Raw genomic sequence first — 24,160 nt, forward strand, 5'->3', positions numbered from 1 at the left:
GGTCCGTTGGGACTATGTCCCACGAGGTCCCGTGGGGTACGGGCGACGGTCCCTCAGGAGTACAGCGCGGCGATCTCGTCGCGGCACTCGCGCATGACGACGTTCCGCTTGAGCTTGAGGCTCGGCGTCACCTGGCCGGCCTCCTCGGTCCAGTCCGCCGGCAGGATCGCGAACTTCCTGATCGATTCGGCCTTGGACACCGCCTTGTTGGCCTCGTCGACCGCGGCCTGGACCTCGGCGCGCAGGTCCTCGTCGTCGACGAGGTCGGCCACTTTGCCGGTCTTGCTGTGCTGCTCGGCCCAGGCGGGGAAGGCCTCCTCGTCGATCGTGACGAGCGCCGCGATGAACGGCTGGCCGTCACCGACCACCAGGCACTGGCTGACGAGCGCGGACGCGCGGACCCGGTCCTCGAGGACGGCGGGGGCGACGTTCTTGCCGCCCGCGGTCACCAGGATCTCCTTCTTGCGCCCAGTGATCCGCACGAATCCCTCGTCGTCGACCTCACCGACGTCGCCGGTGTGGAACCAGCCGTCGCTGTCGATCGCCTCGGCCGTGGCGTCGGGGTTGTTCCAATAGCCGGTGAAGACCTGGCCGCCGCGGAACAGCAGCTCGCCGTCGTCGGCGATCCGTACGGCGGTGCCCGGGATCGGGCGCCCCACGGTGCCGACCTTCTGGGCGTCCGGCAGGTTCACCGTGAGCGCGGCGGTGGTCTCGGTGAGGCCATAGCCCTCGAGCACGGTCACCCCGATCCCGCGGTAGAAGTGACCGAGCCGGTCACCCAGCGGCGCACCGCCGGAGACCGCGAACTCGCACCTGCCGCCGAGGGCCGCGCGGAGCTTGCCGTAGACCAGCCGGGAGAACAGGGCGTGCTGTGCGCGCACCCGGACCGGGATGCGGCCGCCCTCGAGGGCCCGGGACCAGGCGATCGCCGCCTCCGCCGCCCGGTCGAAGATCTTGCCCTTGCCGTCGGCGGTCGCCTTCTGCGACGCCGTGTTGAAGACCTTCTCGAAGACGCGGGGGACCGCGAGGATGAAGGTGGGCTGGAAGGTCGCCAGCTGCGGCAGCAGGTTCTTGATGTCGGCGCTGTGGCCGAGCCGGGTGCGGGACTTGATGCAGCCCACCTGGATGATCCGCGCGAACACGTGCGCCAGCGGCAGGAACAGCAGCGTCGAGGCGCCCTCTGCGTCGAACAGCCGCTCCAGCTCGGCGACCGCGACACCCAGCTCGGTCTGGAAATTGTCGTGGGTGAGCATGCAGCCCTTGGGGCGGCCGGTGGTGCCCGAGGTGTAGATCAGCGTCGCGAGGTCGGCCGGGCCGGCCGCCTGCCGGCGGGCCTCGAGGTCGTCGTCACTGACGCCCGCGCCCAGCTCGGTGAGGGTCGCGATCGCGCCGTCGTCGATGGTCCACAGGTGCTCGAGGGCCGGCAGCGCGTGGCGGGTGGCCTCGACCCGGCCACGGTGTCCGGCGTCCTCGCAGACCACGACGCGGGCAGCGGAGTCGGAGAGGATCCAGTTGATCTGGTCCTCCGAGGAGGATTCGTAGATCGGCACGGTCGCGGCGCCGGCGAACCAGATCGCGTAGTCGAGCAGGGTCCACTCGTAGCGGGTGCGCGAGATCACCGCCACCCGGTCGCCGGCCCCCACACCCGCGGCCACGAGGCCCTTCGCGACGGCGGACACCTCGGCCAGGAACGTGGCGCAGGACACGTCGTCCCAGCCGCCGTCGGCGTTGGGCCGACTGAACTGGACGGCCTGCGGCGCCTCGGCCGCGTTGCGGACCACGTCGTCGGTGAGGTTGCCCGTCGTCGGGATCTCGATGGTCTGCGGGGTCGAGTACTCGCGCACCCGTGCAGGTTACCGCCGAGTTGGGCGTGGCGTGGACCGCACCCGTCGGCGGGATCTCCCGGTCCGGTAGCCTTCCGGCCATGGCCGAACAGACGTCCTCGTCGATCGTCGTCGACGCCCCCGCCGCCGATGTGATGGCCGTCATCGCCGACTTCGCCGCCTACCCGCAGTGGGCCAAGGGGGTCACCGTGGCCGACGTGCGCTCGTCGTACGACGCCGCCGACCCGGCCCAGGCCGGTCGGGCCCGCGAGGTCTTCTTCGCGCTGGACGTCTCGCCGATCAAGGACGAGTACACGCTCTCCTACGTGTGGGACGGCGACCGCCAGGTCACCTGGACCCTCGTCGAGGGCAAGATGCTCAAGGCGCTCGAGGGTGCCTACGTGCTGCGCGAGGCCGGCGGCTCGACCGAGGTGACCTACCGGCTCGCGCTCGACGTCTCCATCCCGCTGATCGGCATGCTCAAGCGCAAGGGCGAGAAGATCCTCATCGACACCGCGCTCAAGGGCCTGAAGAAGCGCGTCGAGTCCGGCGCCTGACGGCAGCCGGAGGGACTTCGAGCGTGCGGATCGTTCTCTTCACCGGCAAGGGCGGTGTCGGCAAGTCCACCGTGGCCGCCGGCACGGCGGCCCTCGCGGCTGCGCAGGGCCTGCGCACCCTGGTGATCTCGACCGACGCCGCGCACTCCCTGGCCGACGCGTACGGTGCGGTCTCGACAGGCTCGACCAACTCAGGGGCCGAGCCCACCGAGGTCGCCCCTCACCTCTTCCTCCAGCAGGTCGACGCCCAGCTGCGCTTCGAGCAGTCCTGGGCCGACATCCAGCGCTACCTGCTGTCCGTCCTCGACGCCGTGGGCATGGACCCGGTCGCGGCCGAGGAGATGACGGTCATCCCCGGTGCCGAGGAGGTCCTCGCGCTGCTCGAGCTGCGCCAGCACGCCCGGTCCGGTGCCTGGGACGTGATCGTCGTCGACTGTGCGCCGACGGCGGAGACGCTGCGCCTGCTGGCCCTGCCGGAGGCGCTCGGCTGGTACCTCGAGCGACTGCTGCCGATCCAGCGCCGGCTGGTCAAGGCGCTGCGCCCCGTGCTCAACCGGGCGGCCGGCGTACCGATGCCCGGTGACGCCGTCTTCGACGCGATCACCCGCTTGCACGGCGAGCTCGACGACGTGCACGACCTGCTGTCCGGTCCGGGGTCGACGGTGCGGCTGGTCCTCACGCCCGAGCAGGTCGTGCTCGCCGAGGCCCGCCGCGCCTACACCAGCCTGTGCCTGTTCGGGTACCGCGTCGACGGCGTCGTCGCCAACCGCGTCTTCCCGGCCGGCGACGACGACCCGTGGCGTGCGGGCTGGGTCACCGCCCAGTCCGCGGTGCTGCGCGAGGTCGCCCAGTCGTTCAGCGGGCTGCCGGTGTGGACATCGGAGTACCAGGCCGCCGAACCGGTGGGGGTTCCGGCACTCAGCGCCCTCGCTGCTGACCTTTACGACGGCGCCGACCCGCTCGCCGTACCCGCGGGGGACGGACCGTTCCGGGTCTCCCGCGACGACGACGGGGGAGCCGTCGCCCACCTGTCCCTGCCCTTCGTGACCCGCTCGGAGGTCGACCTGGCCCGCAACGGGGACGAGCTCGTGATGACCGTCGGCTCCTACCGCCGCCTGCTGACGCTGCCGCCCGGCCTGGCGCGGCTGCGGGTGGCCGGCGCGAGCGTGGTCGAGGGCGAGCTCCGCGTGCGGTTCACCGAGCCCGAGCCGGTGGAGGCCCGATGACCGACGACCAGCCCCAGGACAAGAAGCCCGACGACATCGGCAGCGTCGGCGAGGAGGCGATGAAGCTCCTCGGTGCCTTCGCCGACCTGGCCAGGCAGCACACGGGTGATGCCGCCGGCGGGCTCGGCAACCTCGCCGGTCAGGCCGCGTCGATGGCCCACGAGGTCGGCGAGCACATCGCGACCGACGCGGTCGAGTGCAAGTACTGCCCGGTGTGCCGGGTGGTCCACGCCGTTCGGCAGACCTCACCCGAGGTCAAGGCGCACCTGATGGTGGCTGCCTCCTCCTTGCTGCAGGCCGCGGCGAGCCTGATGGAGACGCCGCCGGAGAGCGGCACCCGGACCTCCGAGGTGCAGCGGATCGACCTCGACGACCCCGAGGAGCCGACGCCATGAGCGGTGTCCTGACCTGCGGCATCGACATCGGCGGCACCAAGATCGCCGGCGCCGTCGTCGACGAGGACGGCACCGTCCTCGCGGAGGCGCGCGTGGTCTCGCCCGCGACCGACCCGGCCGCCATCGAGGCCGCCGTCGCCGGCCTGGTGGCGAAGCTCGTCGCCGAGCACCCGGTGACCGCCGTCGGCGTCGGCGCCGCCGGCTACATCGCCTCCGACCGGTCCACGGTGCTCTTCGCGCCCAACATCGCGTGGCGCAACGAGCCGCTCGGGGCCGACCTCAGCCGCCTGGTCGGGCTGCCGGTCGTCGTCGAGAACGACGGCAACGTCGCGGCCTGGGGTGAGTTCCGGTACGGCGCCGGGCGCGACCACGACGACCAGCTGATGGTGACCGTCGGCACCGGCGTGGGCGGCGGCGTGATCGCGGACGGCCGGCTGCTGCGCGGAGCCCACGGCGTCGCCGGCGAGATCGGCCACCTGCGGCTGGTCCCCGACGGCCGCCTGTGCGGCTGCGGCAACCACGGCTGCCTGGAGCAGTACGGCAGCGGCTCCGCGCTCGTGCGCGACACCCGCGAGGCCGTGCTGGCCGACCCGGCCGCGGCGGGCGGGCTGCTCGCGCGGGCCGGCGGGAACGTGGAGGCGATCGACGGGCCGCTGATCACGGCCGCCGCGCAGGACGGCGACGCGTTCGCGGTCGACCGGCTCGCGGTGCTCGGCGACGCGCTCGGCCAGGGCATCGCGTCCCTCGCCGCCGTGCTCGACCCGGGGGTGGTCGTGATCGGCGGCGGCGTCAGCGAGGCGCACGACCTGCTGCTCGACCCGATCCGCACCGCCTTCGAGCGCGAGCTCACCGGCCGGGGCTTCCGGCCCGAGGCCGAGATCCGGCTGGCCGCGATGGGCAACCGTGCCGGCGTGGTCGGCGCGGCCGACCTGGCCCGCGGCTGACATGACCGAAGGCTGGGTCGGCGTCGACGTCGGCGGCACGAAGGTGCTCGCCGTCCGCATCGACGCTGCCGGCGAGGTCCAGGCCACCGCCACCCGGCCGATGCCCGGCCGGTCCGCGGGAGCCGACGCCGTCGAGGAGGCGGTCGCGCTCGCCGCCCGTGACGTGTACGGCGACCGGTCGCCTGCCGGGCTCGGTGTGTCGGCCGCTGGTCTGGTCGACGCAGAGGGGGAGCGCTTCCTGTTCGGCGCCCACCTGCCGTGGCGCGACGCACCCGTGCGTCGGGCCCTCACCGACCGGACCGGCCTGCCCGTCGTGCTGGACAACGACGCCAACTGCGCGGCCCATGCCGAGCTGGTCGCGGGCGCCGCGCGGGACGTCCGCTCGGCGCTGCTGATCACCATCGGCACCGGCATCGGCGGCGCGGTCATCCTCGACGGCCGGGTGGTGCGCGGTGCGCACGGCCTGGCGGGGGAGTTCGGCCACATGCAGGTCGTGCCCGACGGACTGGCCTGCGAGTGCGGGCTGCGTGGTTGCTGGGAGCAGTACTGCAGCGGCCGTGCCCTCGAGCGGGTGACCCGGGTGGCGCTCGGCCGGCACCTCGACGGCCCGGAGGTCACCGCCCTGGCCCGTGCGGGCGACCGGGTCGCGCTCAGCTCGTTCGCGTCGGTCGGCACCTGGCTGGGCGTGGGAGCCGCAGGACTGGTCTCGGCCTTCGACCCCGAGCTGGTCGTCGTCGGCGGCGGAGTGTCCGCGGTCGGGGACCTCCTGCTCGACCCGGCCCGCACCGCCCTGGCCGGCTCGCTGCAGGGCACCGCCTACCGCGCCGTACCGCCGCTCGTGGCGGCACGGCTCGGGCCCGAGGCGGGCGCGATCGGCGCGGCCCTGCTCGCGCGGGACGCCCGCCCGTGAGCGCCACCTCCGTGCGGCTCTGGGCGTGGTGGGGGCTCACCCGGCTGGCCCTCGTGGTGTTGTTGCTGACGGCGGAGTCGGGGTCGATCTCCGACCTCAACTACTACAAGGTGAGTCTCGACGACCTCGGTGCCGAGGGCGTCGGCGGCACCCTCGCGGAGTACCCGGTGCCGGCCTTCCTGCTGCTCGCGGCGCCGTACGGGCTGCTGTACCTGGTGGGGGCCACCGATGCCTACCAGGTCCTCGTCCTCGCGCTCCTGCTGCTCCTCGACGCGGGCTTCCTGTCGGCTCTCGTCGGCCGTGGGGGAACCGGCGTTCCCGCGGTCGTCTGGCTGGTCGCCACCCCGGCGCTGGGGGCCATCAGCTATGCCCGGTTCGACCTGGTTCCCGGTGTGCTCGTCGCGCTGGCTCTGATCGCGCTGGTCGGCGCTCCGCGCCGGGCCGCGGTGCTGGCGGTGCTGGCGACCGGCGTGAAGTACAGCCCGGCGTTGGTGCTGCCCGGTCTCGCGGCCCCGGCTGCGAGCCGGCTCCGGGTCGTGGTGTCGGGTGCCGTGGCCGGGATCGGGCTGGTCGCGGTGAGCATCGCGGTCGGCGGTTGGGACCGGATCGTGTCCCCGCTGAGCTACCAGGGCGACCGCGGCCTCCAGATCGAGTCCGTCGCGGCGACGCCGGCGATGCTTCGGTGGGCGGTCGCGCCCGGTGACGACCGGATCTTCTTCGCTCCGTCCCTCGCCTGGGAGATCGAGGGCCCCTGGACCGACGCCCTGCTCCGCCTCTCGACGGTCGCGACCGGCCTCCTCGTGGTCGCGCTGGTCGTCCTGTGGGTGCTCGCCTGGACCCGCCTGCCGGACCCACGCTCGGCCATGCCGGGCGCGGTGTGGCTGACGCTGGGCGGGCTCTCGGCGTTCGTGGTGAGCGGCAAGGTCCTGAGCCCGCAGTACCTCCTCTGGTTGCTCCCCGCCGCGTGCGCCGGGCTCGCGCTGCTGGACGGCGCCGATCGCCGCCACCTGGGACGCTGGACGGCCGTGCTGCTCGCCGCCGCCGTGCTCTCCCATGTCCTCTACCCGCACGCGTACCGGGCGGTCATCGACGGTCACTCCGGCTGGAGCGCGCCCGTCGCGGGCGTGCTGGCCCTGCGCAACCTGCTGCTCGTCGGGCTGTGCGGCTCTGCCCTGGCGGCGGCGTGGAAGGCGATCAGACGCGTGCCCCGTCGTCCCAGGGATCCCGCGGCGAGCCGGGCGTCCTGATCACCAGGTAGCAGAAGCCGCCCACGAACCAGGCCACCAGCAGCCAGCCGAGCCAGGACGGCATGCCGATGCTGAAGACCAGGAAGACCAGCAGCACCGTCGGCGAGCAGAACACGCCCAGCCAGGCGAGCAGGCGGTCCGGCGGCGGCATGGGCACCGGCGGGGGCCGGTCGGGCACGAAGCGGTCGTCGTCGACGAGGTCGATCTCGTCGTAGGCGTCGTCGTACCGGCTGTCGTAGCGGTCGGCGTCGTCCTCGACGTCGGGCGCCGGGCCGGGGTCGTGCTCGGCCTGGCCGGGCGTCTCGAGGTCGACACGCTCGCCGTAGTTGTCGACGATCGCCTGCCAGGCAGCGGCGTCGTAGTCCGGGTCGTCCCGTTGCACGCCCTCAGGTTACGCCTCGGGCCTACGCCCCAGTCACCCGCGCGACGAACGCCGCCGACTCCTCGAAGATCGTCGGGGCGTCGTTGTCGAGGGTGGCCACGTGGAAGCTCTCCGGCAGTGCCACCCGGGTGACGTCGGTCGACGAGATGCCGCCGAGCACGATCGGCTCCGAGGCGTCGTCCACGACGTGGTCGTCGGCGGAGCGGAAGTAGACCAGGGGAGCGGTGATCCGCGGCAGGTCGGCGCGCAGCGCCGGCCAGGCCCGGATCAGCGAGTGGATCGCCTTCAGCGGGGTGCGGTCGTAGCCGTTCTCGTCGACACCGGGCTTCTTGATGTCGTTGGCGATCGCCGGGAACGACGGCACCAGGTGCTTGAGCACCGGCAGCAGCTTCACGTCGAGCCGCTTGGTCGCGACCGCGGGGTTGACCACCATCACACCGGCGACCTTGTCGGGCCGGTCCGCGGCCAGCCGCAGCACGAGCGCGCCGCCCATCGACAGTCCGCCGATCACGACCGCGTCGTGCTCGGCGCGCAGCGCGTCGAAGGTGCGGGTCAGCTCGGCGTACCAGTCCGCCCAGCGGCGGGTGTTGAGGTCCTGCCAGGTGGTGGCGTGCCCCGGCAGCAGGGGTACGGCGACGCCGTACCCGAGCGCGCCGAGGTGCTCGCCCCACGGTCGCATCGACGCCGGCGAGCCCGTGAAGCCGTGGCTGAGCAGCACGCCGATCCGGCGTCCGCCCGTCAGCTCCGGGCGGGCCGCGATGGTCAGCGCAGCGGTCTGGTCGGTCTCACGGTCCGGGGTGCTCGGAGGCATGACGGGATTGTGCCGCACCAACGCTAGGCTTCGTGGCAGTGGCGTCCGTTCGGGCGGGCGCCAGGCTCCTGGGGAAAGGTCCGATCGGTTGTTCTACTGGTTCCTGAAGTTCGTCGCCCTCGGGCCGCTGCTGAAGGTCGTCTTCCGCCCCCGGGCCGAGGGCGTCGAGAACGTCCCCCCCACCGGGCCGGCGATCCTCGCCAGCAACCACCTCTCCTACGCCGACTGGCTGTTCATGCCGCTGGTGATCCCGCGGATGGTGCGCTTCGTCGCGAAGGCGGAGTACTTCACCTCGCCCGGCATCAAGGGCTGGCTGCAGAAGAACTTCTTCAGCGGCACCGGCAACATCCCGATCGACCGCACCAGCGGTGACGCCGCTTCCGGCGCCCTCGTCTCCGCGAAGCGGGTGCTGGCCGAGGGCGAGCTGTTCGGCATCTACCCCGAGGGCACCCGCTCCCACGACGGCCGCCTCTACCGCGGCAAGACCGGCATCGCCCGGCTGACCCTGGAGACCGGCGTACCCGTCATCCCGGTCGCCGTCGTCGGCACCGACGTGGTGGCGCCCCCGGGCAAGAAGTTCGGCCGGATCACCCGCCCGACCGTGCGCTTCGGCAAGCCGCTCGACTTCTCCCGCTACGCCGGCATGGAGAACGACCGCTTCATCCTGCGCTCGATCACCGACGAGATCATGTACGAGATCATGCGGCTCTCCCAGCAGGAGTACGTCGACATGTACGCCTCGCGCGCGAAGTCGGAGTCGAAGTCCGAGTCGAAGTCCGAGCCCAAGAAGCTGGCGTCCTGACGCTGCCGTGACTGCGGGAGCGGTGACCACCCGGGCGGCCCTGGCCGTCGAGGACCGGATGTTCCGGGCCCTGGCGGTGCTGCGCGTCGTCGTCCTCGGGTACGCCGTCGTCCTCAACGCCTACCGCAACAACTTCGACCACCCGGTCCTCGGCTGGGTCTGCGTCGCGGGCATGGTGGTCGCGACCGCGGCCGCGATCGTGGTGTACGCCGCCCCCGAGCGCCGTGTCCCGGCGGTGCTGCTGGTCGACCTCGCGCTGGCTGTCGCCCTGCTCCTCGCGACGCCGGTGGTCAAGGGGCCGTGGTTCCAGGCCACCATCCCCGGCTACTGGATCGTCGGCGCGCTGCTGGCGTGGGCGGTGCGCTACGGCTGGCGGGGCGGCACGCTCGCGGCCGTGCTGCTCGGTGCGGTCGACCTGCTCACGCGCTCGCACGTCGCCCAGAAGGACTGGGGCAACGTCTTCCTGATCCTGCTCGGCGGCTCGATGGTGGGCTTCGTCTGCGAGTCCCTCAAGACGATGGCGGCCGAGCGGGACCTGGCCCAGCGGGAGGCCGCTGCGGCGCAGGAGCGGGCCCGGCTGGCGCGGGCCGTGCACGACGGCGTGCTGCAGGTGCTGGCGCTCGTCCAGCGCCAGGGCGGCGAGCTGGGGCGCGCGGCCGGTGCCCAGGAGCAGGCGCTGCGCACCCTGATCCGCTCGCAGGATGCGCTCACGGCGGCGCCCCGGGCGCTCGCCGGCCACGCCGACCTGGCGCGGGCGCTGGGCGCGCTCGGTGCCCGGCCCGGCACCGAGGTGGGCGTGCCCGCCGGTGTCGTCGAGCTGCCCGCGCACACCGTCACGGAGCTCGCCGCGGTCGTCCGCGCCTGCCTCGACAACGTCGAGCGCCACGTGGGCCCGGACGCCCGCGCCTGGGTGCTCGTCGAGGACCTCGGCGACCAGGTCGAGGTGAGCGTGCGCGACGAGGGCCCCGGCATCGCCGACGGGCGGCTGGACGCTGCTGAGCAGGAGGGCCGGCTCGGGGTGGCCGAGTCGATCCGCGGGCGGGTCCGCGACCTCGGCGGGACCGCCACGCTCGACACGGGCTCCTACGGGACCGAGTGGACCTTCGTCGTACCCCGTCGGCAGGAGCGATCGTGACCATCCACAGCACGCACCCCTTCGCCGACGCCGATCCCGATCCGGCACGCCGGTTCCGCGGCCGGGTCGGCGGCGCCGTGACGCTGTGGACCGCAGGCGATGAGCACGACCAGGCCGGCCTGACCGTCACCTCGCTGATGGTCGCGCTCGGCCCCGAGCCGTCGGTGCTGGCGCTGCTCGACCCCGACTCCGACCTGCTCGACGCGCTGCGGACGTCAGGCCGGTGCGTGGTGCAGCTGCTGACGTGGGCCGACCGGCAGCTCGCCGAGGCCTTCGCCGGTACGGCGCCCGCCCCCGGCGGCCCGTTCCGCCAGGCGTCGTTCGTCGCCGAGACCCACGGACCGCGGCTCGCGACCGCGACCACCTGGGCCGGCGTCCGGTTGGTGGGGGAGCGCGAGGTCGGCTGGTCGGTCGAGGTCACCGCGGTGCTCGAGCGGGTCGTGGTCGGCGACGAGGACGACCCGCTGCTCCACCGACGCGGCCGCTTCCTCCGCGTCCCTTGAGCACGGGCTAGGGTCCTGCCCATGACGGACCCGATCCGGGTGATGGTCGTCGACGACCACCCGATGTGGCGCGACGCCGTCGAGCGCGACCTCCAGGCGGCCGGTTTCGACGTGGTCGCCGTGGCGGCGACAGGGGACGAGGCGATCGCCCGGTTCCACGCGACCCGTCCGCGCGTGGTCGTCCTCGACCTGCAGATCCCCGGGCCCAGCGGGGTCGAGGTCACCACACAGGTGCTGGCGTCCGATCCGTCGTCGCGGGTGCTGATCCTGTCCGCGTCCGGCGAGCAGGACGACGTGCTCGCGGCCGTGAAGGCCGGTGCGACCGGCTACCTGCTCAAGTCCGCCTCGCGCGAGGAGCTGCTGACCGCCGTACGCCGGGTCGCGAAGGGCGACACGGTCTTCACGCCCGGACTGGCGGCACTCGTGCTCGGCGAGTTCCGGCGGATGAACGAGCCGGCCACGCCGCCGGGCGAGCGGCTCACCGACCGCGAGACCGAGATCCTGCGGATGGTCGCGAAGGGCGTGTCCTACAAGGACATCGCCGAGCGGCTGGTCATCTCGCACCGCACCGTGCAGAACCACGTGCAGAACACGCTGCGCAAGCTGCAGATGCACAACCGGGTCGAGCTGACGCGGTACGTCATCGAGCAGGGACTCGACGCCGACGACGAGGCGTGACGTCGTGGCGGAGCGACAGCGGGCCCGGCCCCGACAGGATCGCGCGGTCCAGACGCGTCGGCTGCTGCTCGACACGGCGGTGCGGATCCTCGACCGCGACGGCCTCGACCGGCTGACCACGTCGGCCGTGATCCGCGACGCGCACGTGAGCAGCGGGACCTTCTACCGCTACTTCAGCGACCGCACCGAGCTGCTCGCCGTGCTGCGTGAGGAGGCGGTGCACGCGATCAGCGACGACCTCATGGTCAGCGTCGTCGACGCGCTCGAGCTCGACCTCGACGCCGCGCTGCGGATGGTCGTCGTCACCCTCGTCGACGGCTTCGAGCGGCACCGCGGCGTGATCACCGCGATGGTCAACCAGATCCCCGCCGGCAGCAACGCCAACGTGCTCCCCGAGATCGAGGCCGACCTCCACCGCCTCGCCTCGCTGCTCCCGCGACGCCACCGCCCCGACCTCGCCCCCGAGCAGCTCGAGGCCGTCGTGTTCATGCTGATGGGCGTGCTGGTCTCGACCTGCCTGCGGATCGCTCTCGCCCGGCCGGACGGCGTGGAGCGCGCGGACCTGGTCGACCTGACTGTCACGATGATCGGCGCCGGCCTGCGATGACTCTGGAAGACTCCCAGCGTGGCTGACCTGCTGGAGATCGCCGACGAGCTCTACGCCCTGCCGCTCGGGGAGTTCACGCCGGCGCGCGACGCCCGGGCCAAGGAGCTCAAGGGCACGCCGCTCGCCGCACAGGTCAAGGCGCTGCGCAAGCCCAGCACCGCCGCGTGGGTCGTCGACCTGCTGGTACGCCGCGAGGCGGCCCAGGTCGACCAGGTGCTCAGCGTCGGGGCCGCGCTGCGCGAGGCGCAGGCGGCGATGTCGGCCGGTGAGCTGCGGGCGCTGACGAAGCAACGCCGCCAGGTCACCGCTGCCGTCACCACCCAGGCCCGCCGGATCGCGGCCGACGAGGGCCTGCGGGTCACCGAGGCCGTTGCCGAGCAGGTCGAGGCCACACTCACCGCCGCGATGGTCGACGCCGAGTGCGGTCGCGCGGTCCGCAGCGGCCTGCTCGTCAGTGCGCTGCACACGACCGGCCTCGAGCCGATGGACGCCGACGCCCTCGCGAGCGCCGTCGCGCTGCCCGAGGCCCTGGGGTTCAGCGCCACCCCGCGCGAGGCCGCCCGTCCGGGCCCGCCCGAGCTGCACGTCGTACCGGATCCGGACAAGGCGGCCAAGGCGATAGCCGCAGCCGAGGAGCGCCTCGCCGCCGCCCAGGAGGAGTACGACGCCGCGCGGGCCACCCACGACGACGCGTCCGGCGAGGTCGACCGACTCTCCGCCCGGTCGCTGCAGCTGGAGGCCGAGACCGACGAGCTGCGCCGCCGCCTTGCCGACCTCGAGGAGCAGGCCGAGGCGCTCGAGGAGGAGCTGGCCGAGGCGGAGGAGGTCCGTGACGGCGCCGGCGCGGACCTGCGCACCGCCACGGCCGAGCGGGACGCGGCGGAGAAGGCCCTGGAGCGGGTCAGGAGTCGCTGAGGTCCCGCACGATCGCCAGCACCCGGCGGTCGATCCAGGCCAGGTCGGGCGCGACCCGCATCTCGTAGTTCTCGGTGCCGACCCAGGTGTGGAAGTCGCGGTGCCCGGCGGCGGTGGCGAAGGCCTCGAGCTCGTCGCGCAGCGCGGCGTCGACGCTGACCTTCTCGTCCTCCGTCGAGGCGGTCAGGTAGAGGTCGTGCAGGTCGAGCAGCCGGACCAGCTCGTCGATCGGGGCGGCGTGGTCGTCGACCCGGAGGTCGACGGCGACGTCGTCGAGGCCGCCGTACCCGGCGCCGTCACGGACCACGAGGATCGCGGCGGACTGGCGGCCCCGGCGGTCGCCACCGGCGGCGTCACCCGCAGCCAGTGCCGCGATCAGCCGGTCCTGCAGCGGTGCGTCGGGGGAGCTGGCCAGCCAGGCCTCCTCCATGCCGGCGACGACCTCCTCGCCGGCCAGGCAGTTGCCCTGGACGGCGTACCCGTCACCCGTGCGGCCACCTGCCCACGGGATGCACTCGACGCCGGTGTGGGAGGCGGCGTTGCCGTCGATGTCGACGATGCCGACCTGGCGGTGCGCCCGGCCCTCGTCCTCCTCGAGCAGCCGCTGCAGCGCGACCGGCGCGGTGGCGCCCTCGTCGAGGTGGGACAGGGCGAGCCCCTTGTAGGCGACGTTGGCGTCGGCCTGGGTCGCGAGCGCGCCGACTCCAGCGACGGCGGCGGGCACGGCGGAGCCGACCGCCAGGAACTTGGACGCGACGGCGACACCCCAGGTCTCGCCGTCAGCGGACCGGGCCACGATCGAGAAGGTCATGGTCAGAGCCTAGGGAACCGCTGATCAATGGGCGCCGACGCGTAGCAGGCGGGATTGATCGGCGTTTCCCTGGATACCTCGTCGAGACCGGACGTACGTTGGGACGCATGCGCGTCGGAGTGCTGACAGGTGGCGGTGACTGCCCGGGCCTGAACGCCGTGATCCGGGCCGTGGTGCGCAAGGGGGTGAACGGCCACGGTTTCGAGTTCGTCGGCTTCCGCGACGGCTGGCGCGGCCCGCTCGAGGGCGTGACGATGCCGCTCGGGATCGAGCAGTGCCGCGGGATCCTGCCGCGAGGCGGCACCATCCTCGGCTCGTCGCGGACCAACCCCTTCGCCATCGACGACGGCGTGCAGCGGATCAAGGACAACCTCGCGGCCGCCGGGGTCGACGCGCTGGTCGCGATCGGCGGCGAGGACACGCTGGGTGTCGCCACGCGGCTGGCCGACCTCGGGGTGGCGGTGGTCGGCGTACCCAAGACGATCGACAACGACCTGTCCGGCACCGACTTCACCTTCGGCTTCGACACCGCGGTCAACATCGCGACCGAGGCGATCGACCGGCTCCACACCACCGCCGAGTCGCACCACCGGGTGCTCGTCGTCGAGGTGATGGGCCGCCACGCCGGCTGGATCGCGCTGCACGCCGGCATCGCCGGGGGAGCGAGCGCGGTCCTGATCCCCGAGGCGCCGTTCGACATCGAGGCCGTCTGCGCGCACGTCGAGACCCGCTTCCGCAGCGAGTACGCGCCGATCATCGTCGTCTCCGAGGGCGCCGTGCCGGCCGACGGCACCGGGATGACGCTGGTCAGCGGTGAGAAGGACGCCTTCGGCCACGTCCGGCTCGGCGGCATCGGGGACCGGCTGGCCCAGGAGATCGAGCAGCGGACCGGCAAGGAGGCGCGCGCCGTCGTCCTCGGCCACATCCAGCGCGGCGGCACGCCGTCCGCCTTCGACCGCTGGCTGGCGACCCGCTTCGGGCTGCAGGCGATCGACGCGGTCGCCGACGGTGAGTACGGCGTCATGGTCGCCCTGCGCGGCACGTCCATCGTCCGCGTGCCGCTCGTCGAGGGCACCGGTGCGCTCAAGCTGGTCAGTCCGGCGGAGTACGCCGAGGCGCAGGTCTTCTTCGGCTGATCTTGCTCGGGTCGGCGATTCACCACGGGATGTAGGCGACGCGTCACGTCCCGTGGGGAACTCCGCTGCAGAACCGCGGCTTCGACTACATCCCGTGATGAAGCCGCTGCCCCGCGACATGCCGCCGGCACCGGCAAGTGCTTCCGTTTCTCCGCCCCCTGCGCGAAGGTGAGGCACGGAGTACTTCCAATCTCGGGAAGGGATGACACCCCATGACGACGCAGACCACCGGCGCCGCGGCGCCGGGACAGCAGGGACAACCGGAGCTGAAGCGGGTCCTCGGACCCGGCCTGCTGCTCCTGTTCATCGTCGGCGACATCCTCGGTGCCGGCGTGTATGCCGTCACCGGGCGGCTCGCCGGACAGGTCGGTGGCATCGCCTGGCTGCCGTTCCTCGTGGCGTTCGCGATCGCCACGCTCACGGCCTTCTCCTACCTCGAGCTGGTGACGAAGTACCCGCAGGCGGCCGGTGCGGCGCTCTACGCCCACAAGGCCTTCGGCCTGCACTTCATCACCTTCCTGGTCGCCTTCACCGTCGTCTGCTCCGGCATCACGAGCGCCTCGACCTCCTCGGGACTGCTGGCCTCCAACCTGCTGATCGGCCTCGGCAACGACGCGCCGGGCAACGGCCTGGTACTGGCCGTGGCGCTCGCGTTCATGCTGGTGCTGGCGCTGATCAACCTGCGCGGCGTGGGGGAGAGCGTGAAGTTCAACGTCGTGCTCACCCTCGTCGAGATGACCGCCCTGGCGATCGTGATCGGCATCGGCTGCTACGTGATCGGCAAGGGCGACGGGAACCTCGACCGGATCACCGTCTTCGAGAACCCCGACGACAAGGGCCTGTTCATGGCGGTCACGGTCGCCACGGCGATCGCGTTCTTCTCGATGGTCGGCTTCGAGGACTCGGTCAACATGGTCGAGGAGACCAAGGACCCCGAGCGGATCTTCCCGCGGATGATGCTCACCGGCCTCGGCATCGCGGTCATCATCTACATGCTGGTCGCCGTCTCCGTCGTCGCGGTGATCCCCGCCGACAAGATCGGTACGCCGACCAACGCCGAGGCCGGCATCCTCATCGACGTCGTCAAGATCGGTGCCCCGGACCTGCCGATCGACGACTTCTTCCCGTTCATGACGGTCTTCGCGGTCGCCAACACCGCGCTGATCAACATGCTGATGGCCAGCCGGCTCGTCTACGGCATGGCCCAGCAGCACGTGCTGCCGCCGGTGCTCGGCAAGGTGCTGCCGGGCCGGCGCTCGCCGTACGTCGCCATCGGCTTCACCACCCTGCTGGCCTTCGGCCTGATCACCTACGTGCGCCTCGGCTCGGAGAGCACCATCGTCACCTCGCTGTCCGGTACGACGGCCCTGCTGCTCCTCGCGGTCTTCACCGTCGTCAACATCGCCTGCCTGGTGCTGCGCCGCGAGCCGTCCCGCCCGCACGCCTTCAGGGCACCCACCGTGGTCCCGGTCCTCGGCGCGATCCTGTGCGCCTACCTGCTCGGTCCGTGGGCCCGGCTCGAGGCCGACCTGATCCAGTACAAGATCGCTGCCGGCCTGCTCGGGCTCGGCATGGTGCTGTGGCTGCTGACCCGGCTCGTCCACAAGCCCGAGGGCGGTCACTTCGTCGACATCGAGCACATGGACATCGATCCGACCGACGATTGACCACTGGGTACGATTGGGCGGTGAACAGCCTTCCGTCCCTCGAGCAGTTGCACGCCATCGGAGCGAAGCAGCAGCCGTCGTACGACGACCCAGCGGCCGTGGCCGCTGCCGTCGCCCGTCTGCGCACGCTGCCCCCGCTGGTCTTTGCGGGCGAGTGCGACGAGCTGAAGGCGAAGATCGCGGCCGCCAGCCGCGGTGAGGCCTTCCTGCTCCAGGGCGGTGACTGCGCCGAGACCTTCGTCGACGCGACGGCCGACAACACCCGCAACAAGCTGCGGGTGCTGCTGCAGATGGCGGTCGTGCTGACCTACGCCGCGTCCGTCCCGGTCGTGAAGGTCGGCCGCCTCGCGGGCCAGTACGCCAAGCCCCGCTCCTCGGACACCGAGACCCGCGACGGCGTCACCCTGCCGGCGTACCGCGGAGACGCGGTCAACGGCGTCGAGTTCACCCCCGAGTCGCGCCGCCCCGACCCGCAGCGGCTGCTGGACGTCTACCACGCGTCGGCGTCCACGCTGAACCTCGTGCGCGCGTTCACCACCGGTGGGTACGCCGACCTGCGCCAGGTGCACACCTGGAACTCCGAGTTCGTCCGCAACAGCCCGGTGGGCCAGCACTACGAGGCGATGGCGGCCGAGATCGACCGGGCGCTCACCTTTATGAAGGCGATCGGCGCCGACCCGGAGGAGTTCCACCGGGTCGACTTCTACTCCTCCCACGAGGCGCTGATCATGGAGTACGAGCACGCCATGACCCGCATCGACTCGCGCACCGACAAGCCCTACAACGTCTCGGGCCACATGGTCTGGATCGGTGAGCGCACCCGCCAGCTCGACGGCGCGCACGTCGAGTACTTCAGCCACATCAGCAACCCGATCGGCTGCAAGCTCGGCCCGAGCGCGACCGCCGACGACGCACTGGCGCTGGCCGCCCGGCTGAACCCGACCAACGAGCCCGGCCGGCTGACCTTCATCACCCGCTTCGGCGCGGGCAAGATCCGCGACGGCCTGCCGCCGCTGGTCGAGAAGGTCACCGCCGAGGGCGTCGACGTCGCGTGGGTGTGCGACGCGATGCACGGCAACACGTTCGAGGCCTCCAACGGCTACAAGACCCGCCGCTTCGAGGACGTCCTCGACGAGGTGCAGGGCTTCTTCGACGTGCACCGCGCGCTCGGCACGGTCCCGGCCGGCATCCTCGTCGAGAACACCGGCGACGACGTCACCGAGATCGTCGGCGGCGGCGAGGAGCTCGACGAGCAGGGCCTGGCGCACCGCTACGAGTCGGTCGTCGACCCGCGTCTCAACCGCGTCCAGTCGCTGGAGCTGGCCTTCCAGGTCGCGAGCATGCTGCGCGCGTGATCGACCTCCGCAGCGACACCGTCACCCGCCCGACGGAGGCGATGCGTGCCGCCATGGCAGCGGCCGAGGTCGGCGACGACGTGTACGGCGAGGACCCGACCGTCCGCGCGCTCGAGGAGCGGGTGGCGGGGCTGTTCGGTCACGAGGCTGCGCTGTTCACGCCGACCGGGTCGCTGGCCAACGTGCTCGCGGTCGCGGCCGTCGTGGCGCCCGGCCAGGAGGTGCTCTGCGAGGCCCGCGCCCACATCGCGCGGGCCGAGCTCGGTGCGCACGGCGCGGTCAGCGGGCTGACCATGCGCACCTGGTCCCACCCGCGCGGACAGGTCGACCTGGCCGCGCTCGAGGAGCTGTTCGCGCCTGACCTGGGGCCGTACTTCGTGCAGACCGCCGCGCTCTCGGTCGAGAACACCCACAACTTCGCCGGGGGCGCGGTGCTCCCGCTCGACGACCTGCAGGCGTTGCGCGCCTTCGCCGACGAGCGCGGCGTCGCGGTCCACCTCGACGGCGCCCGCATCTGGAACGCCCACGTCGCGACCGGCGTCCCGCTGGCGTCGTACGGCGCCGTGGCGGACGTGATGGCCGTGTGCCTGTCCAAGGGCCTCGGTGCACCGGCCGGATCGCTGCTCCTCGGCAGCGTCGAGCGGATGGCGCAGGCACGGGTACGCCGCAAGCGGCTCGGCGCCGGCATGCGCCAGGTCGGCATCCTCGCGGCCGGCGGCCTGCACGCCCTCGACCACCACGTCGAGCGGCTCGCCGACGACCACGCTCACGCCAGGCTGCTCGCGGAGGCCGTCGGTGTCGACCCCGCCGGCGTCGACACCAACATCGTGGCCTTCGACGTCGCCGACGCCCCGGGCTACGTGGCTCGCGCCCGCGAGGCGGGCGTGCTCGTGGGCGCCGTCGGTGCCCGCACCATCCGGCTGGTCACGCACCTCGACGTCAGCCGCGCCGACGCCGAGCAGGCCGTGCAGGTCCTCGCCGGCCTGGCCTGAGGTTGCGGCAGGCGCGCCAAGTTTCGAGACGCGTCGCTCGGGCCTCGCAGGCTCGGTCCGAGCCGACGCTCCTCAACCCGCGGCGCTCATCCGCGGGTTCGCGAGCTCACCCGCTGGCGCCGCGGAAGCGCACGTCGCTGATCGCAGTGAAGTCCCGGCCGTTCGGGCCCTTGCCGGGCGCGCTCACCTCGACCAGGTGCAGCATGACCCGTCGGGTCGCCACCGGGCCGACCGGCTGGAGCTGGACGCTCTGCCGGTCGCGGAGGTCCTGGGTGATCCGGGTGCCGTCGTCGAACTCCCACTGCACGGCGAGGATCCGCCGGTTGCCGCGGTACCAGTTGTCGGCGCCGTCGACCTTGGCGTAGCCGTTGAGCAGGCCGACCTCGGTCAGCACGACGGCCTGGCCGAGGTCGAACACGAGCGTCGCGCCGGTGCCGTCGCCGGGCATCCGCCACGCCGTGCGCGGCCTGGCGTCGAGCATGTTGCGGGCGACGTAGGTGACCGGGTGGTTCTGCCGGTCGCGGGACGCGGGCGCCGTGGCGGGGACCTCGGCCTTCGCCGTCGCGGTCAGGTCGCGCAGGTCGGCGGCGGCGGGCGGCTCGACCGGGGCGCCGGTGCCGCTGCTGTCGGGCAGGGGCTCGTCGGAGCCGTCGGGGCTCGACGGGGTGGTCGGGCCGGCGTCGTCGGTGCGCTGCCCCTGGGCCGAGTCGTCGCTGGCGTCGCCGTCGTCACCGCCTGAGCTGACGAGCAGGAAGGCGCCGATGCCGGCGACCAGCGCGAGGACCACGATCCCGAGCAGCCAGGGCAGCCACGGCGTCCCGGACCGCTCGCGCGACGCGGGGGCGGACGGCGCCGGTGCGAATGCCGGCACCGGGGGCGCCAGCTGGGTCATCGCCGCCGGCGGTGCCGCCGGGGGCGGGCCGGGCGGACCGGCCGGTGAGGTCGGGGCGTCGGCGTACAGCGGGTAGCGCGCCGCGGGCGGCAGCTGGCCGGTCGGCGGGGGTACGACGGGCGCGCTCGTGGCGGGCGCCGCCTCCGGGTGCCGGCCGGGAACGGGCTGTCCGCAGTTCGTGCAGAACCGGCCGACCCCGAGCTCGTGCCCGCAGCTGGTGCAGTCCGTCGGGGTGGTCATCGCGGGGCTCACCGTACCCCGACAGAACGGTGAGGTGTCACTGGATGTGACTCAGCCCGCCATCGCGCGCCGGCAGGCCTCCGCCTCGATGTCCTCCAGGTCGTGCTCGAGCACCTTGCGGGTGCGGTCGTAGCTGAAGCCCCCGAACATCGCCCACATCGTCCGCGAGAGAACGGATCGGTGGCTCATCTCGACCGTCGTGGTCATCGCCAGCCGGGTCCCGGTCGCCTCCGGACCGGACGGCGTGAGGCGGTAGGCGGTGCGGATGATGTCGTTGCCGACCTCGGCCTCGACGACGGTGCGACGCTCGGGCTCGGACTCGACGACGTGGATCTGCTCGGGTCCGTGGTGCCCGAACAGGGTCCGTCGCTCGCGCCAGGTGGTGCCGACGTCGTACCCGCCCTCGGTCAGCACCTCGCTCTCGCTGACGCTGCGCAGCACGTCGGGGGCGTGGGCGACATCGGTGATGACGTCCCACACCTTCGCGGGCGGGGCGGGGATGGTGCTGTGCACGTGGATGATGTGACCGGCCATGTTCATCTCCCAAGGGTTGGTCCCCCCACCCCATGGTGCGCCTGCCGGCCGGGTCTGGCCACCCCGTCACACCACCAGGTGGGTGACCTCGCCCTCGACGTGGCGACGCGGGACCAGCTCGACGACGAGCATGGCGGCGAGGACGAACAGCCCGCCGCAGAGCATCCGCCCGGTCAGCGACTCGCCGCCGAGCAGCACCGCGAAGAACGCCGCGAACACCGGCTCCATGCTCATGATGATCGCGCTGCGGGTCGCGGGCAGGTGTGCCTGCGCCCAGGTCTGCGCGAGCAGGGCCGCGGCGCCGGCGAACAGCGCCATGTAGACCAGGTTCAGCCAGTCGCCGCCCCGTTCGGGCAACACGATGCCCGGCTCGCCCGACACCAGCGCGGCGACCAGGCAGATCGCAGCGATGACCAGGATCTGCAGGATCGACATGCCGAGGGCGTCGGCGGGGCGCGACCAGGCACCGAGGGCGACGATGTGCGCGGCGTACAGCAGTGCGGCGACGAGGGTGATCGCCTCGCCGTACCCGATCGAGAAGCCGTCGAGGGTGAGCACGCCGAGCCCGGTCGTGGCGAGCACGACCGCGCCCCAGGTGGCCGGGGTGATCCGGGTCTTCAGGACCACGGCGGCGAACAACGGCGTCGCGACGACGTACAGGCCGGTGATGAAGCCCGAGACGCTGGCAGGGGTGTGCGCGAGCCCCGCGGTCTGCAGGATCTGGCCGACGCCGTAGAGCGCGCCGAGCACCAGCGCCCGGCGGCGTACGTCGGGCGCGAGCCGTGCCACCGCCCGCGGCGCGATCAGCAGCATCACGCCGCCGGCGAGCAGGAAGCGCACGGCCAGGAAGTCGACCGTGGGCACCCGTTCGAGGAGGTCCTTGATGAGGAAGAACGTCGAACCCCAGCACGCGGTCATCGCGAGCAGGGCGAGCGTCGCCAGGAGGGCGGTACGACGGGAGGTGCTGCCGGCGACCGCGGAGCGGTCAGACGACATAGAGGATGACCGTGCTGCCCTTGCGCACCTTGTCGCCGCCGCCCGGATCGGTGCTCCAGGCGACCGATCCGTTGATGTAGATGTCGGCGTGCTCGACCCGGACGTCGAGGCCGAGGTCCTCGAGCATGGCGATCGCGTCGTCGGTCGACTTGAGACGCACCGCCGGCACCACGACCAGCTCGGGGCCCTTCGAGACGACCAGCTCGACCTTGTCGCCCTTGTAGAGCGTGCCGGACTCGGGGGTCTGGCTGATCACGTCGCCCTCGGCGACGTCGTCGCTGTACTTCTCCTCGACGACCTCGACGGCGAGGCCCTTCTTGCCCAGCACCTGCTTCGCCTTGTCGGCGTCCTTGCCGACGAAGCTGCGGACCTTGAGCGGCTTGCGGCCCTTGGAGACGACGAGCGTGACCGAGGTGCCCACCGGCAGGCCCTGTGCCTCGGGGGTGCCGAAGGCCGGCGTGGACCGGATCACCCGGCCGGCCTCGACGGTCTCCGACCACTCCTCGGCGGGCTGGCCGGCGACGAACTTGACCTCGCGCAGGGCCGCGGTCGCCTCGTCGACGGTCTTGCCGGCGAGGTCCGGGACGTCGTACCGCTCCTTGCCGAGGGAGACGGTCAGGGTGACCTCGCCGTCGGGCAGGATCTTGGCCCCGGGGCGCGGTTCGGTCGTGATGACGACGCCCTTGGCGACGCTCTCGGAGTAGACCTCCTCGACCTCGGCGCCCAGCCCGGCCTTGTCGAGCTTCGCCGACGCGGCGGCCTGCTCCAGCCCGATCACGCCGGGGGTGGTCGTGTAGCGGCCCCAGCCGACCCACCAGGCCGTGGTGCCGACCGCGGCCGCGAGGACGACGAGGACCAGGGCGACCGCGATGCCCTTGGCCCGGCCCGGCCTGCGCTCGCGCGCTGGCCGGCTCTGCTTCGGGGGAGCCGGCGGGGGCGGCAGGGGAGCGACCGGGACGGGCGGCTGCGGGCGCTCGACGATGACCGAGGTGCGCTCGTGGTCCGGCGCGACGTCCGGCGAGACCAGGTCGGGCATGCCGTCCCACAGCGAGGCGACCGGCTCGGGCGTGGTGTCGCCGTCGACGTCCGCGGCCTCCGCCGGCGCGGCGGCGCGGGTCGCGGGCAGCAGGTCGGCGACCAGCTCGGGGTCGGAGCGGACGCCGTCGTGGAGCGCCTGCACGACGCGGCGCACGTGGTGCAGCAGCACCGTCGCGTCGGCCGGGCGCAGGCTGGGGTCGCGGGTGGTGGCCCGCGCGGTGAGGGCGTCGACGTAGTCGGGGATGCCCGGGACGACGCTCGACGGCGCCGGGACGTCCTCGTGGACGTGGCGGTAGGCGACCGCGATCGGGGTCTCGCCGGTGTGGGGCTTGGTGCCGGTGAGCAGCTCGAACAGGATCACGCCCGCGGCGTACACGTCGGCGCGTGCGTCGGCCCGCTGCTCCACGACCAGCTCGGGGGCGAGGTAGGACACGGTGCCGATGAGCACGCCGTTGGTCGCGGTGTGCTGGGTGTCGGCGCTGACCGCCCTGGCCAGGCCGAAGTCGGCGACCTTGACCCGCCCGTCGTCGGCGATCAGGACGTTCTCGGGCTTCACGTCGCGGTGGATCAGGCCCGCGCGGTGGGCGGCACCGAGTGCGGACAGCACCGGGTCGAGCAGGGCCAGCGCCCGCTCGGGCGACATCGGGGCGTCCTTCGTGACGGTGTCGCGCAGCGTGTGGCCCGGGACGTACTCCATGACGAGGTAGACGGTCCCGTCGCTCTCGTCGCGCCCCTGGTCGAAGACGGCCACCACGTGCGGGTGCGAGATCCGGGCGGCGGCCCTGGCCTCGCTGACGAAGCGGCGCGCGAACGAGTCGTCGTCGTGGGTCGTCGAGTCCCCGAGGCCCGGGTGCATGATCTTGACGGCCACGGTGCGGTCGAGGCGGGTGTCGACGGCCTCGTAGACACTGGCCATGCCGCCGCGGGCGATCCGGATGCCGATCCGGTACCGGTCGTCGAGGAGCCGGCCGAACTGGTGGTCCTCCACCCGCTTCGAGGGGTCGCCGGGGCGCGCGGCGGGGCCGCCGCGAGCGCGCTGGTCTTCGTGCACAGCGACCCTCCTGTGCATGTTCTGCTGGACCGGCCGGGGAAGGTGACCGGAACGACCATCGTACGGGGAGGGGCCACGCCTGACCGAAGCCACGCCGACGGGCGCAATCGCACCCGGGTGGGGGAAGATGGCCCCATGAGCGAACCGCGACTGGCCGACCACGACCTTGCCGCCCTCGTCGAGGAGTGGCTGGACTGGGACCAGGCCGCTGCCCTGATGGGCGTGACGCCGGCCAGCGTGCGCACGATGGTCCGTGACCACCAGCTCGCCGCCGCGAAGCCCGGCGAGGGCCGGCGGCAGGGCGTCCCGGCGCTCTTCATCGTCGACGGCGAGCCGGTCAAGGGCCTGCCCGGCCTGCTCACCGTGCTCCACGACAACGGCTTCGACGACCGTGAGTGCATCGCCTGGATCTTCCTCGACGCGGACCTCCCGGGCCGCCCGATCGACGCGCTGCACGAGAACCGCGGCTCCGAGGTCAAGCGCCGCGCCCAGGCGCTGGCGTTCTGAGGCTGC

Annotated in this window: 25 protein-coding genes; 17 read left to right on the plus strand and 8 right to left on the minus strand. The window is 72.8% G+C overall.

Translation table 11 applies throughout. The features are described from left to right. Positions 1 to 53: 53 nt before the first annotated feature. Positions 54 to 1,844, minus strand: coding sequence for an AMP-dependent synthetase/ligase (locus ACZYRU_RS10105; protein ID WP_488956951.1), 1,791 nt, complete (start codon positions 1,842 to 1,844; stop codon positions 54 to 56). A gap of 80 nt (positions 1,845 to 1,924) precedes the next feature. On the opposite strand from ACZYRU_RS10105, the gene ACZYRU_RS10110 reads away from it, so the two are divergent. Genes ACZYRU_RS10110 through ACZYRU_RS10135 form a run of 6 tightly spaced genes read left to right on the plus strand, consistent with a single transcriptional unit; the run spans position 1,925 to position 7,102 of the window. Next, the gene (locus tag ACZYRU_RS10110; protein WP_488956952.1) at positions 1,925 to 2,380 is read left to right on the plus strand and encodes an SRPBCC family protein; all 456 of its coding nucleotides are present in this window, start codon (positions 1,925 to 1,927) and stop codon (positions 2,378 to 2,380) included. 23 nt (positions 2,381 to 2,403) lie between these two features. Continuing rightward, a complete protein-coding gene (locus ACZYRU_RS10115) occupies positions 2,404 to 3,606 on the plus strand; it encodes an ArsA family ATPase (protein ID WP_488956953.1) in 1,203 nt (400 codons plus the stop codon). Continuing rightward, the gene (locus ACZYRU_RS10120; protein ID WP_488956954.1) at positions 3,603 to 4,001 is read left to right on the plus strand and encodes a hypothetical protein; all 399 of its coding nucleotides are present in this window, start codon (positions 3,603 to 3,605) and stop codon (positions 3,999 to 4,001) included. Before ACZYRU_RS10115 ends, ACZYRU_RS10120 begins: the two co-directional genes overlap by 4 nt. Then, complete coding sequence (locus tag ACZYRU_RS10125) at positions 3,998 to 4,945, plus strand: ROK family glucokinase (protein WP_488956955.1); 948 nt, start codon at positions 3,998 to 4,000, stop codon at positions 4,943 to 4,945. The genes ACZYRU_RS10120 and ACZYRU_RS10125 overlap by 4 nt, the downstream gene beginning before the upstream one ends. 1 nt (position 4,946) lies before the next feature. Further along, the gene (locus ACZYRU_RS10130) at positions 4,947 to 5,855 is read left to right on the plus strand and encodes an ROK family protein (protein ID WP_488956956.1); all 909 of its coding nucleotides are present in this window, start codon (positions 4,947 to 4,949) and stop codon (positions 5,853 to 5,855) included. After that, positions 5,852 to 7,102: a hypothetical protein gene (locus ACZYRU_RS10135; protein ID WP_488956957.1), complete on the plus strand. Its 1,251-nt coding sequence runs from the start codon at positions 5,852 to 5,854 to the stop codon at positions 7,100 to 7,102. Before ACZYRU_RS10130 ends, ACZYRU_RS10135 begins: the two co-directional genes overlap by 4 nt. On the opposite strand, the gene ACZYRU_RS10140 is transcribed toward ACZYRU_RS10135, so the two are convergent. Both ACZYRU_RS10140 and ACZYRU_RS10145 read right to left on the minus strand, forming a co-directional pair. Continuing rightward, entirely contained in the window at positions 7,050 to 7,484 is a 435-nt protein-coding gene (locus ACZYRU_RS10140; protein WP_488956958.1) for a hypothetical protein, read from the minus strand. The two genes, ACZYRU_RS10135 and ACZYRU_RS10140, sit on opposite strands and share 53 nt — an antisense overlap. A 22-nt stretch (positions 7,485 to 7,506) precedes the next feature. Next, positions 7,507 to 8,295: an alpha/beta hydrolase gene (locus tag ACZYRU_RS10145; protein ID WP_488956959.1), complete on the minus strand. Its 789-nt coding sequence runs from the start codon at positions 8,293 to 8,295 to the stop codon at positions 7,507 to 7,509. A gap of 88 nt (positions 8,296 to 8,383) precedes the next feature. Between ACZYRU_RS10145 and ACZYRU_RS10150 the strand changes: the two genes are divergently transcribed. The 6 genes from ACZYRU_RS10150 to ACZYRU_RS10175 are packed head-to-tail and all read left to right on the plus strand — an operon-like array spanning position 8,384 to position 12,935. Then, a complete protein-coding gene (locus ACZYRU_RS10150) occupies positions 8,384 to 9,097 on the plus strand; it encodes a lysophospholipid acyltransferase family protein (RefSeq protein WP_488956960.1) in 714 nt (237 codons plus the stop codon). Positions 9,098 to 9,119: 22 nt separating this feature from the next. Continuing rightward, the gene (macS, locus tag ACZYRU_RS10155; protein WP_488956961.1) at positions 9,120 to 10,232 is read left to right on the plus strand and encodes a MacS family sensor histidine kinase; all 1,113 of its coding nucleotides are present in this window, start codon (positions 9,120 to 9,122) and stop codon (positions 10,230 to 10,232) included. Then, positions 10,229 to 10,735 carry a flavin reductase family protein gene (locus ACZYRU_RS10160; RefSeq protein WP_488956962.1) on the plus strand — a complete coding sequence of 169 codons (507 nt, stop codon included), beginning with the start codon at positions 10,229 to 10,231 and terminating at the stop codon, positions 10,733 to 10,735. Before macS ends, ACZYRU_RS10160 begins: the two co-directional genes overlap by 4 nt. Positions 10,736 to 10,756: 21 nt before the next feature. Further along, complete coding sequence (locus ACZYRU_RS10165; protein WP_488956963.1) at positions 10,757 to 11,413, plus strand: response regulator; 657 nt, start codon at positions 10,757 to 10,759, stop codon at positions 11,411 to 11,413. Positions 11,414 to 11,417: 4 nt separating this feature from the next. Further along, on the plus strand, positions 11,418 to 12,020 hold the full coding sequence (locus ACZYRU_RS10170; RefSeq protein ID WP_488956964.1) for a TetR/AcrR family transcriptional regulator: 603 nt from the start codon (positions 11,418 to 11,420) through the stop codon (positions 12,018 to 12,020). Between the two features lie 18 nt (positions 12,021 to 12,038). Then, on the plus strand, positions 12,039 to 12,935 hold the full coding sequence (locus ACZYRU_RS10175; RefSeq protein ID WP_488956965.1) for a hypothetical protein: 897 nt from the start codon (positions 12,039 to 12,041) through the stop codon (positions 12,933 to 12,935). Here ACZYRU_RS10175 and ACZYRU_RS10180 read toward each other — a convergent pair. Then, positions 12,922 to 13,746: a DUF1028 domain-containing protein gene (locus ACZYRU_RS10180; protein ID WP_488956966.1), complete on the minus strand. Its 825-nt coding sequence runs from the start codon at positions 13,744 to 13,746 to the stop codon at positions 12,922 to 12,924. The two genes, ACZYRU_RS10175 and ACZYRU_RS10180, sit on opposite strands and share 14 nt — an antisense overlap. A 107-nt stretch (positions 13,747 to 13,853) precedes the next feature. Here ACZYRU_RS10180 and ACZYRU_RS10185 point away from each other — a divergent pair, with 107 nt between their 5' ends. The 4 genes from ACZYRU_RS10185 to ACZYRU_RS10200 all read left to right on the plus strand — a co-directional run bounded on the left by ACZYRU_RS10185 (position 13,854) and on the right by ACZYRU_RS10200 (position 18,896). Continuing rightward, on the plus strand, positions 13,854 to 14,882 hold the full coding sequence (locus ACZYRU_RS10185; RefSeq protein ID WP_488956967.1) for a 6-phosphofructokinase: 1,029 nt from the start codon (positions 13,854 to 13,856) through the stop codon (positions 14,880 to 14,882). 212 nt (positions 14,883 to 15,094) lie between these two features. After that, a complete protein-coding gene (locus ACZYRU_RS10190) occupies positions 15,095 to 16,549 on the plus strand; it encodes an APC family permease (RefSeq protein ID WP_488956968.1) in 1,455 nt (484 codons plus the stop codon). Between the two features lie 20 nt (positions 16,550 to 16,569). After that, entirely contained in the window at positions 16,570 to 17,904 is a 1,335-nt protein-coding gene (locus tag ACZYRU_RS10195; RefSeq protein WP_488956969.1) for a class II 3-deoxy-7-phosphoheptulonate synthase, read from the plus strand. Further along, complete coding sequence (locus ACZYRU_RS10200; protein ID WP_488956970.1) at positions 17,901 to 18,896, plus strand: threonine aldolase family protein; 996 nt, start codon at positions 17,901 to 17,903, stop codon at positions 18,894 to 18,896. The genes ACZYRU_RS10195 and ACZYRU_RS10200 overlap by 4 nt, the downstream gene beginning before the upstream one ends. 106 nt (positions 18,897 to 19,002) lie before the next feature. Here the strand turns inward: ACZYRU_RS10200 and ACZYRU_RS10205 are convergent, their stop codons facing one another. The 4 genes from ACZYRU_RS10205 to pknB all read right to left on the minus strand — a co-directional run bounded on the left by ACZYRU_RS10205 (position 19,003) and on the right by pknB (position 23,647). Further along, entirely contained in the window at positions 19,003 to 20,028 is a 1,026-nt protein-coding gene (locus tag ACZYRU_RS10205; protein ID WP_488956971.1) for an NADase-type glycan-binding domain-containing protein, read from the minus strand. A 51-nt stretch (positions 20,029 to 20,079) separates the two neighbouring features. Continuing rightward, positions 20,080 to 20,562, minus strand: coding sequence for an SRPBCC family protein (locus ACZYRU_RS10210; RefSeq protein WP_488956972.1), 483 nt, complete (start codon positions 20,560 to 20,562; stop codon positions 20,080 to 20,082). Positions 20,563 to 20,628: 66 nt separating this feature from the next. Further along, positions 20,629 to 21,558 carry a DMT family transporter gene (locus ACZYRU_RS10215; protein ID WP_488956973.1) on the minus strand — a complete coding sequence of 310 codons (930 nt, stop codon included), beginning with the start codon at positions 21,556 to 21,558 and terminating at the stop codon, positions 20,629 to 20,631. Further along, positions 21,548 to 23,647 carry a Stk1 family PASTA domain-containing Ser/Thr kinase gene (pknB, locus tag ACZYRU_RS10220; protein WP_488956974.1) on the minus strand — a complete coding sequence of 700 codons (2,100 nt, stop codon included), beginning with the start codon at positions 23,645 to 23,647 and terminating at the stop codon, positions 21,548 to 21,550. Before pknB ends, ACZYRU_RS10215 begins: the two co-directional genes overlap by 11 nt. Before the next feature lie 135 nt (positions 23,648 to 23,782). Between pknB and ACZYRU_RS10225 the strand changes: the two genes are divergently transcribed. After that, a complete protein-coding gene (locus tag ACZYRU_RS10225; RefSeq protein WP_488956975.1) occupies positions 23,783 to 24,154 on the plus strand; it encodes an Rv2175c family DNA-binding protein in 372 nt (123 codons plus the stop codon). The last annotated feature ends 6 nt before the right edge of the window (positions 24,155 to 24,160 follow it).

The sequence above is a fragment of the Nocardioides sp. F233 genome, assembly GCF_057813895.1.

Bases quoted from the DNA above. Each gene is read 5' to 3' on its own strand.
- ACZYRU_RS10110 (WP_488956952.1), top strand. From the start codon at position 1,925: ATGGCCGAACAGACGTCCTCGTCGATCGTCGTCGACGCCCCCGCCGCC.
- ACZYRU_RS10180 (WP_488956966.1), bottom strand. From the start codon at position 13,746: ATGACCTTCTCGATCGTGGCCCGGTCCGCTGACGGCGAGACCTGGGGT.
- ACZYRU_RS10145 (WP_488956959.1), bottom strand. From the start codon at position 8,295: ATGCCTCCGAGCACCCCGGACCGTGAGACCGACCAGACCGCTGCGCTG.
- ACZYRU_RS10225 (WP_488956975.1), top strand. From the start codon at position 23,783: ATGAGCGAACCGCGACTGGCCGACCACGACCTTGCCGCCCTCGTCGAG.
- ACZYRU_RS10190 (WP_488956968.1), top strand. From the start codon at position 15,095: ATGACGACGCAGACCACCGGCGCCGCGGCGCCGGGACAGCAGGGACAA.
- ACZYRU_RS10215 (WP_488956973.1), bottom strand. From the start codon at position 21,558: ATGTCGTCTGACCGCTCCGCGGTCGCCGGCAGCACCTCCCGTCGTACC.
- ACZYRU_RS10205 (WP_488956971.1), bottom strand. From the start codon at position 20,028: ATGACCACCCCGACGGACTGCACCAGCTGCGGGCACGAGCTCGGGGTC.
- ACZYRU_RS10125 (WP_488956955.1), top strand. From the start codon at position 3,998: ATGAGCGGTGTCCTGACCTGCGGCATCGACATCGGCGGCACCAAGATC.
- ACZYRU_RS10165 (WP_488956963.1), top strand. From the start codon at position 10,757: ATGACGGACCCGATCCGGGTGATGGTCGTCGACGACCACCCGATGTGG.
- ACZYRU_RS10120 (WP_488956954.1), top strand. From the start codon at position 3,603: ATGACCGACGACCAGCCCCAGGACAAGAAGCCCGACGACATCGGCAGC.
- ACZYRU_RS10185 (WP_488956967.1), top strand. From the start codon at position 13,854: ATGCGCGTCGGAGTGCTGACAGGTGGCGGTGACTGCCCGGGCCTGAAC.
- ACZYRU_RS10210 (WP_488956972.1), bottom strand. From the start codon at position 20,562: ATGGCCGGTCACATCATCCACGTGCACAGCACCATCCCCGCCCCGCCC.
- ACZYRU_RS10130 (WP_488956956.1), top strand. From the start codon at position 4,947: ATGACCGAAGGCTGGGTCGGCGTCGACGTCGGCGGCACGAAGGTGCTC.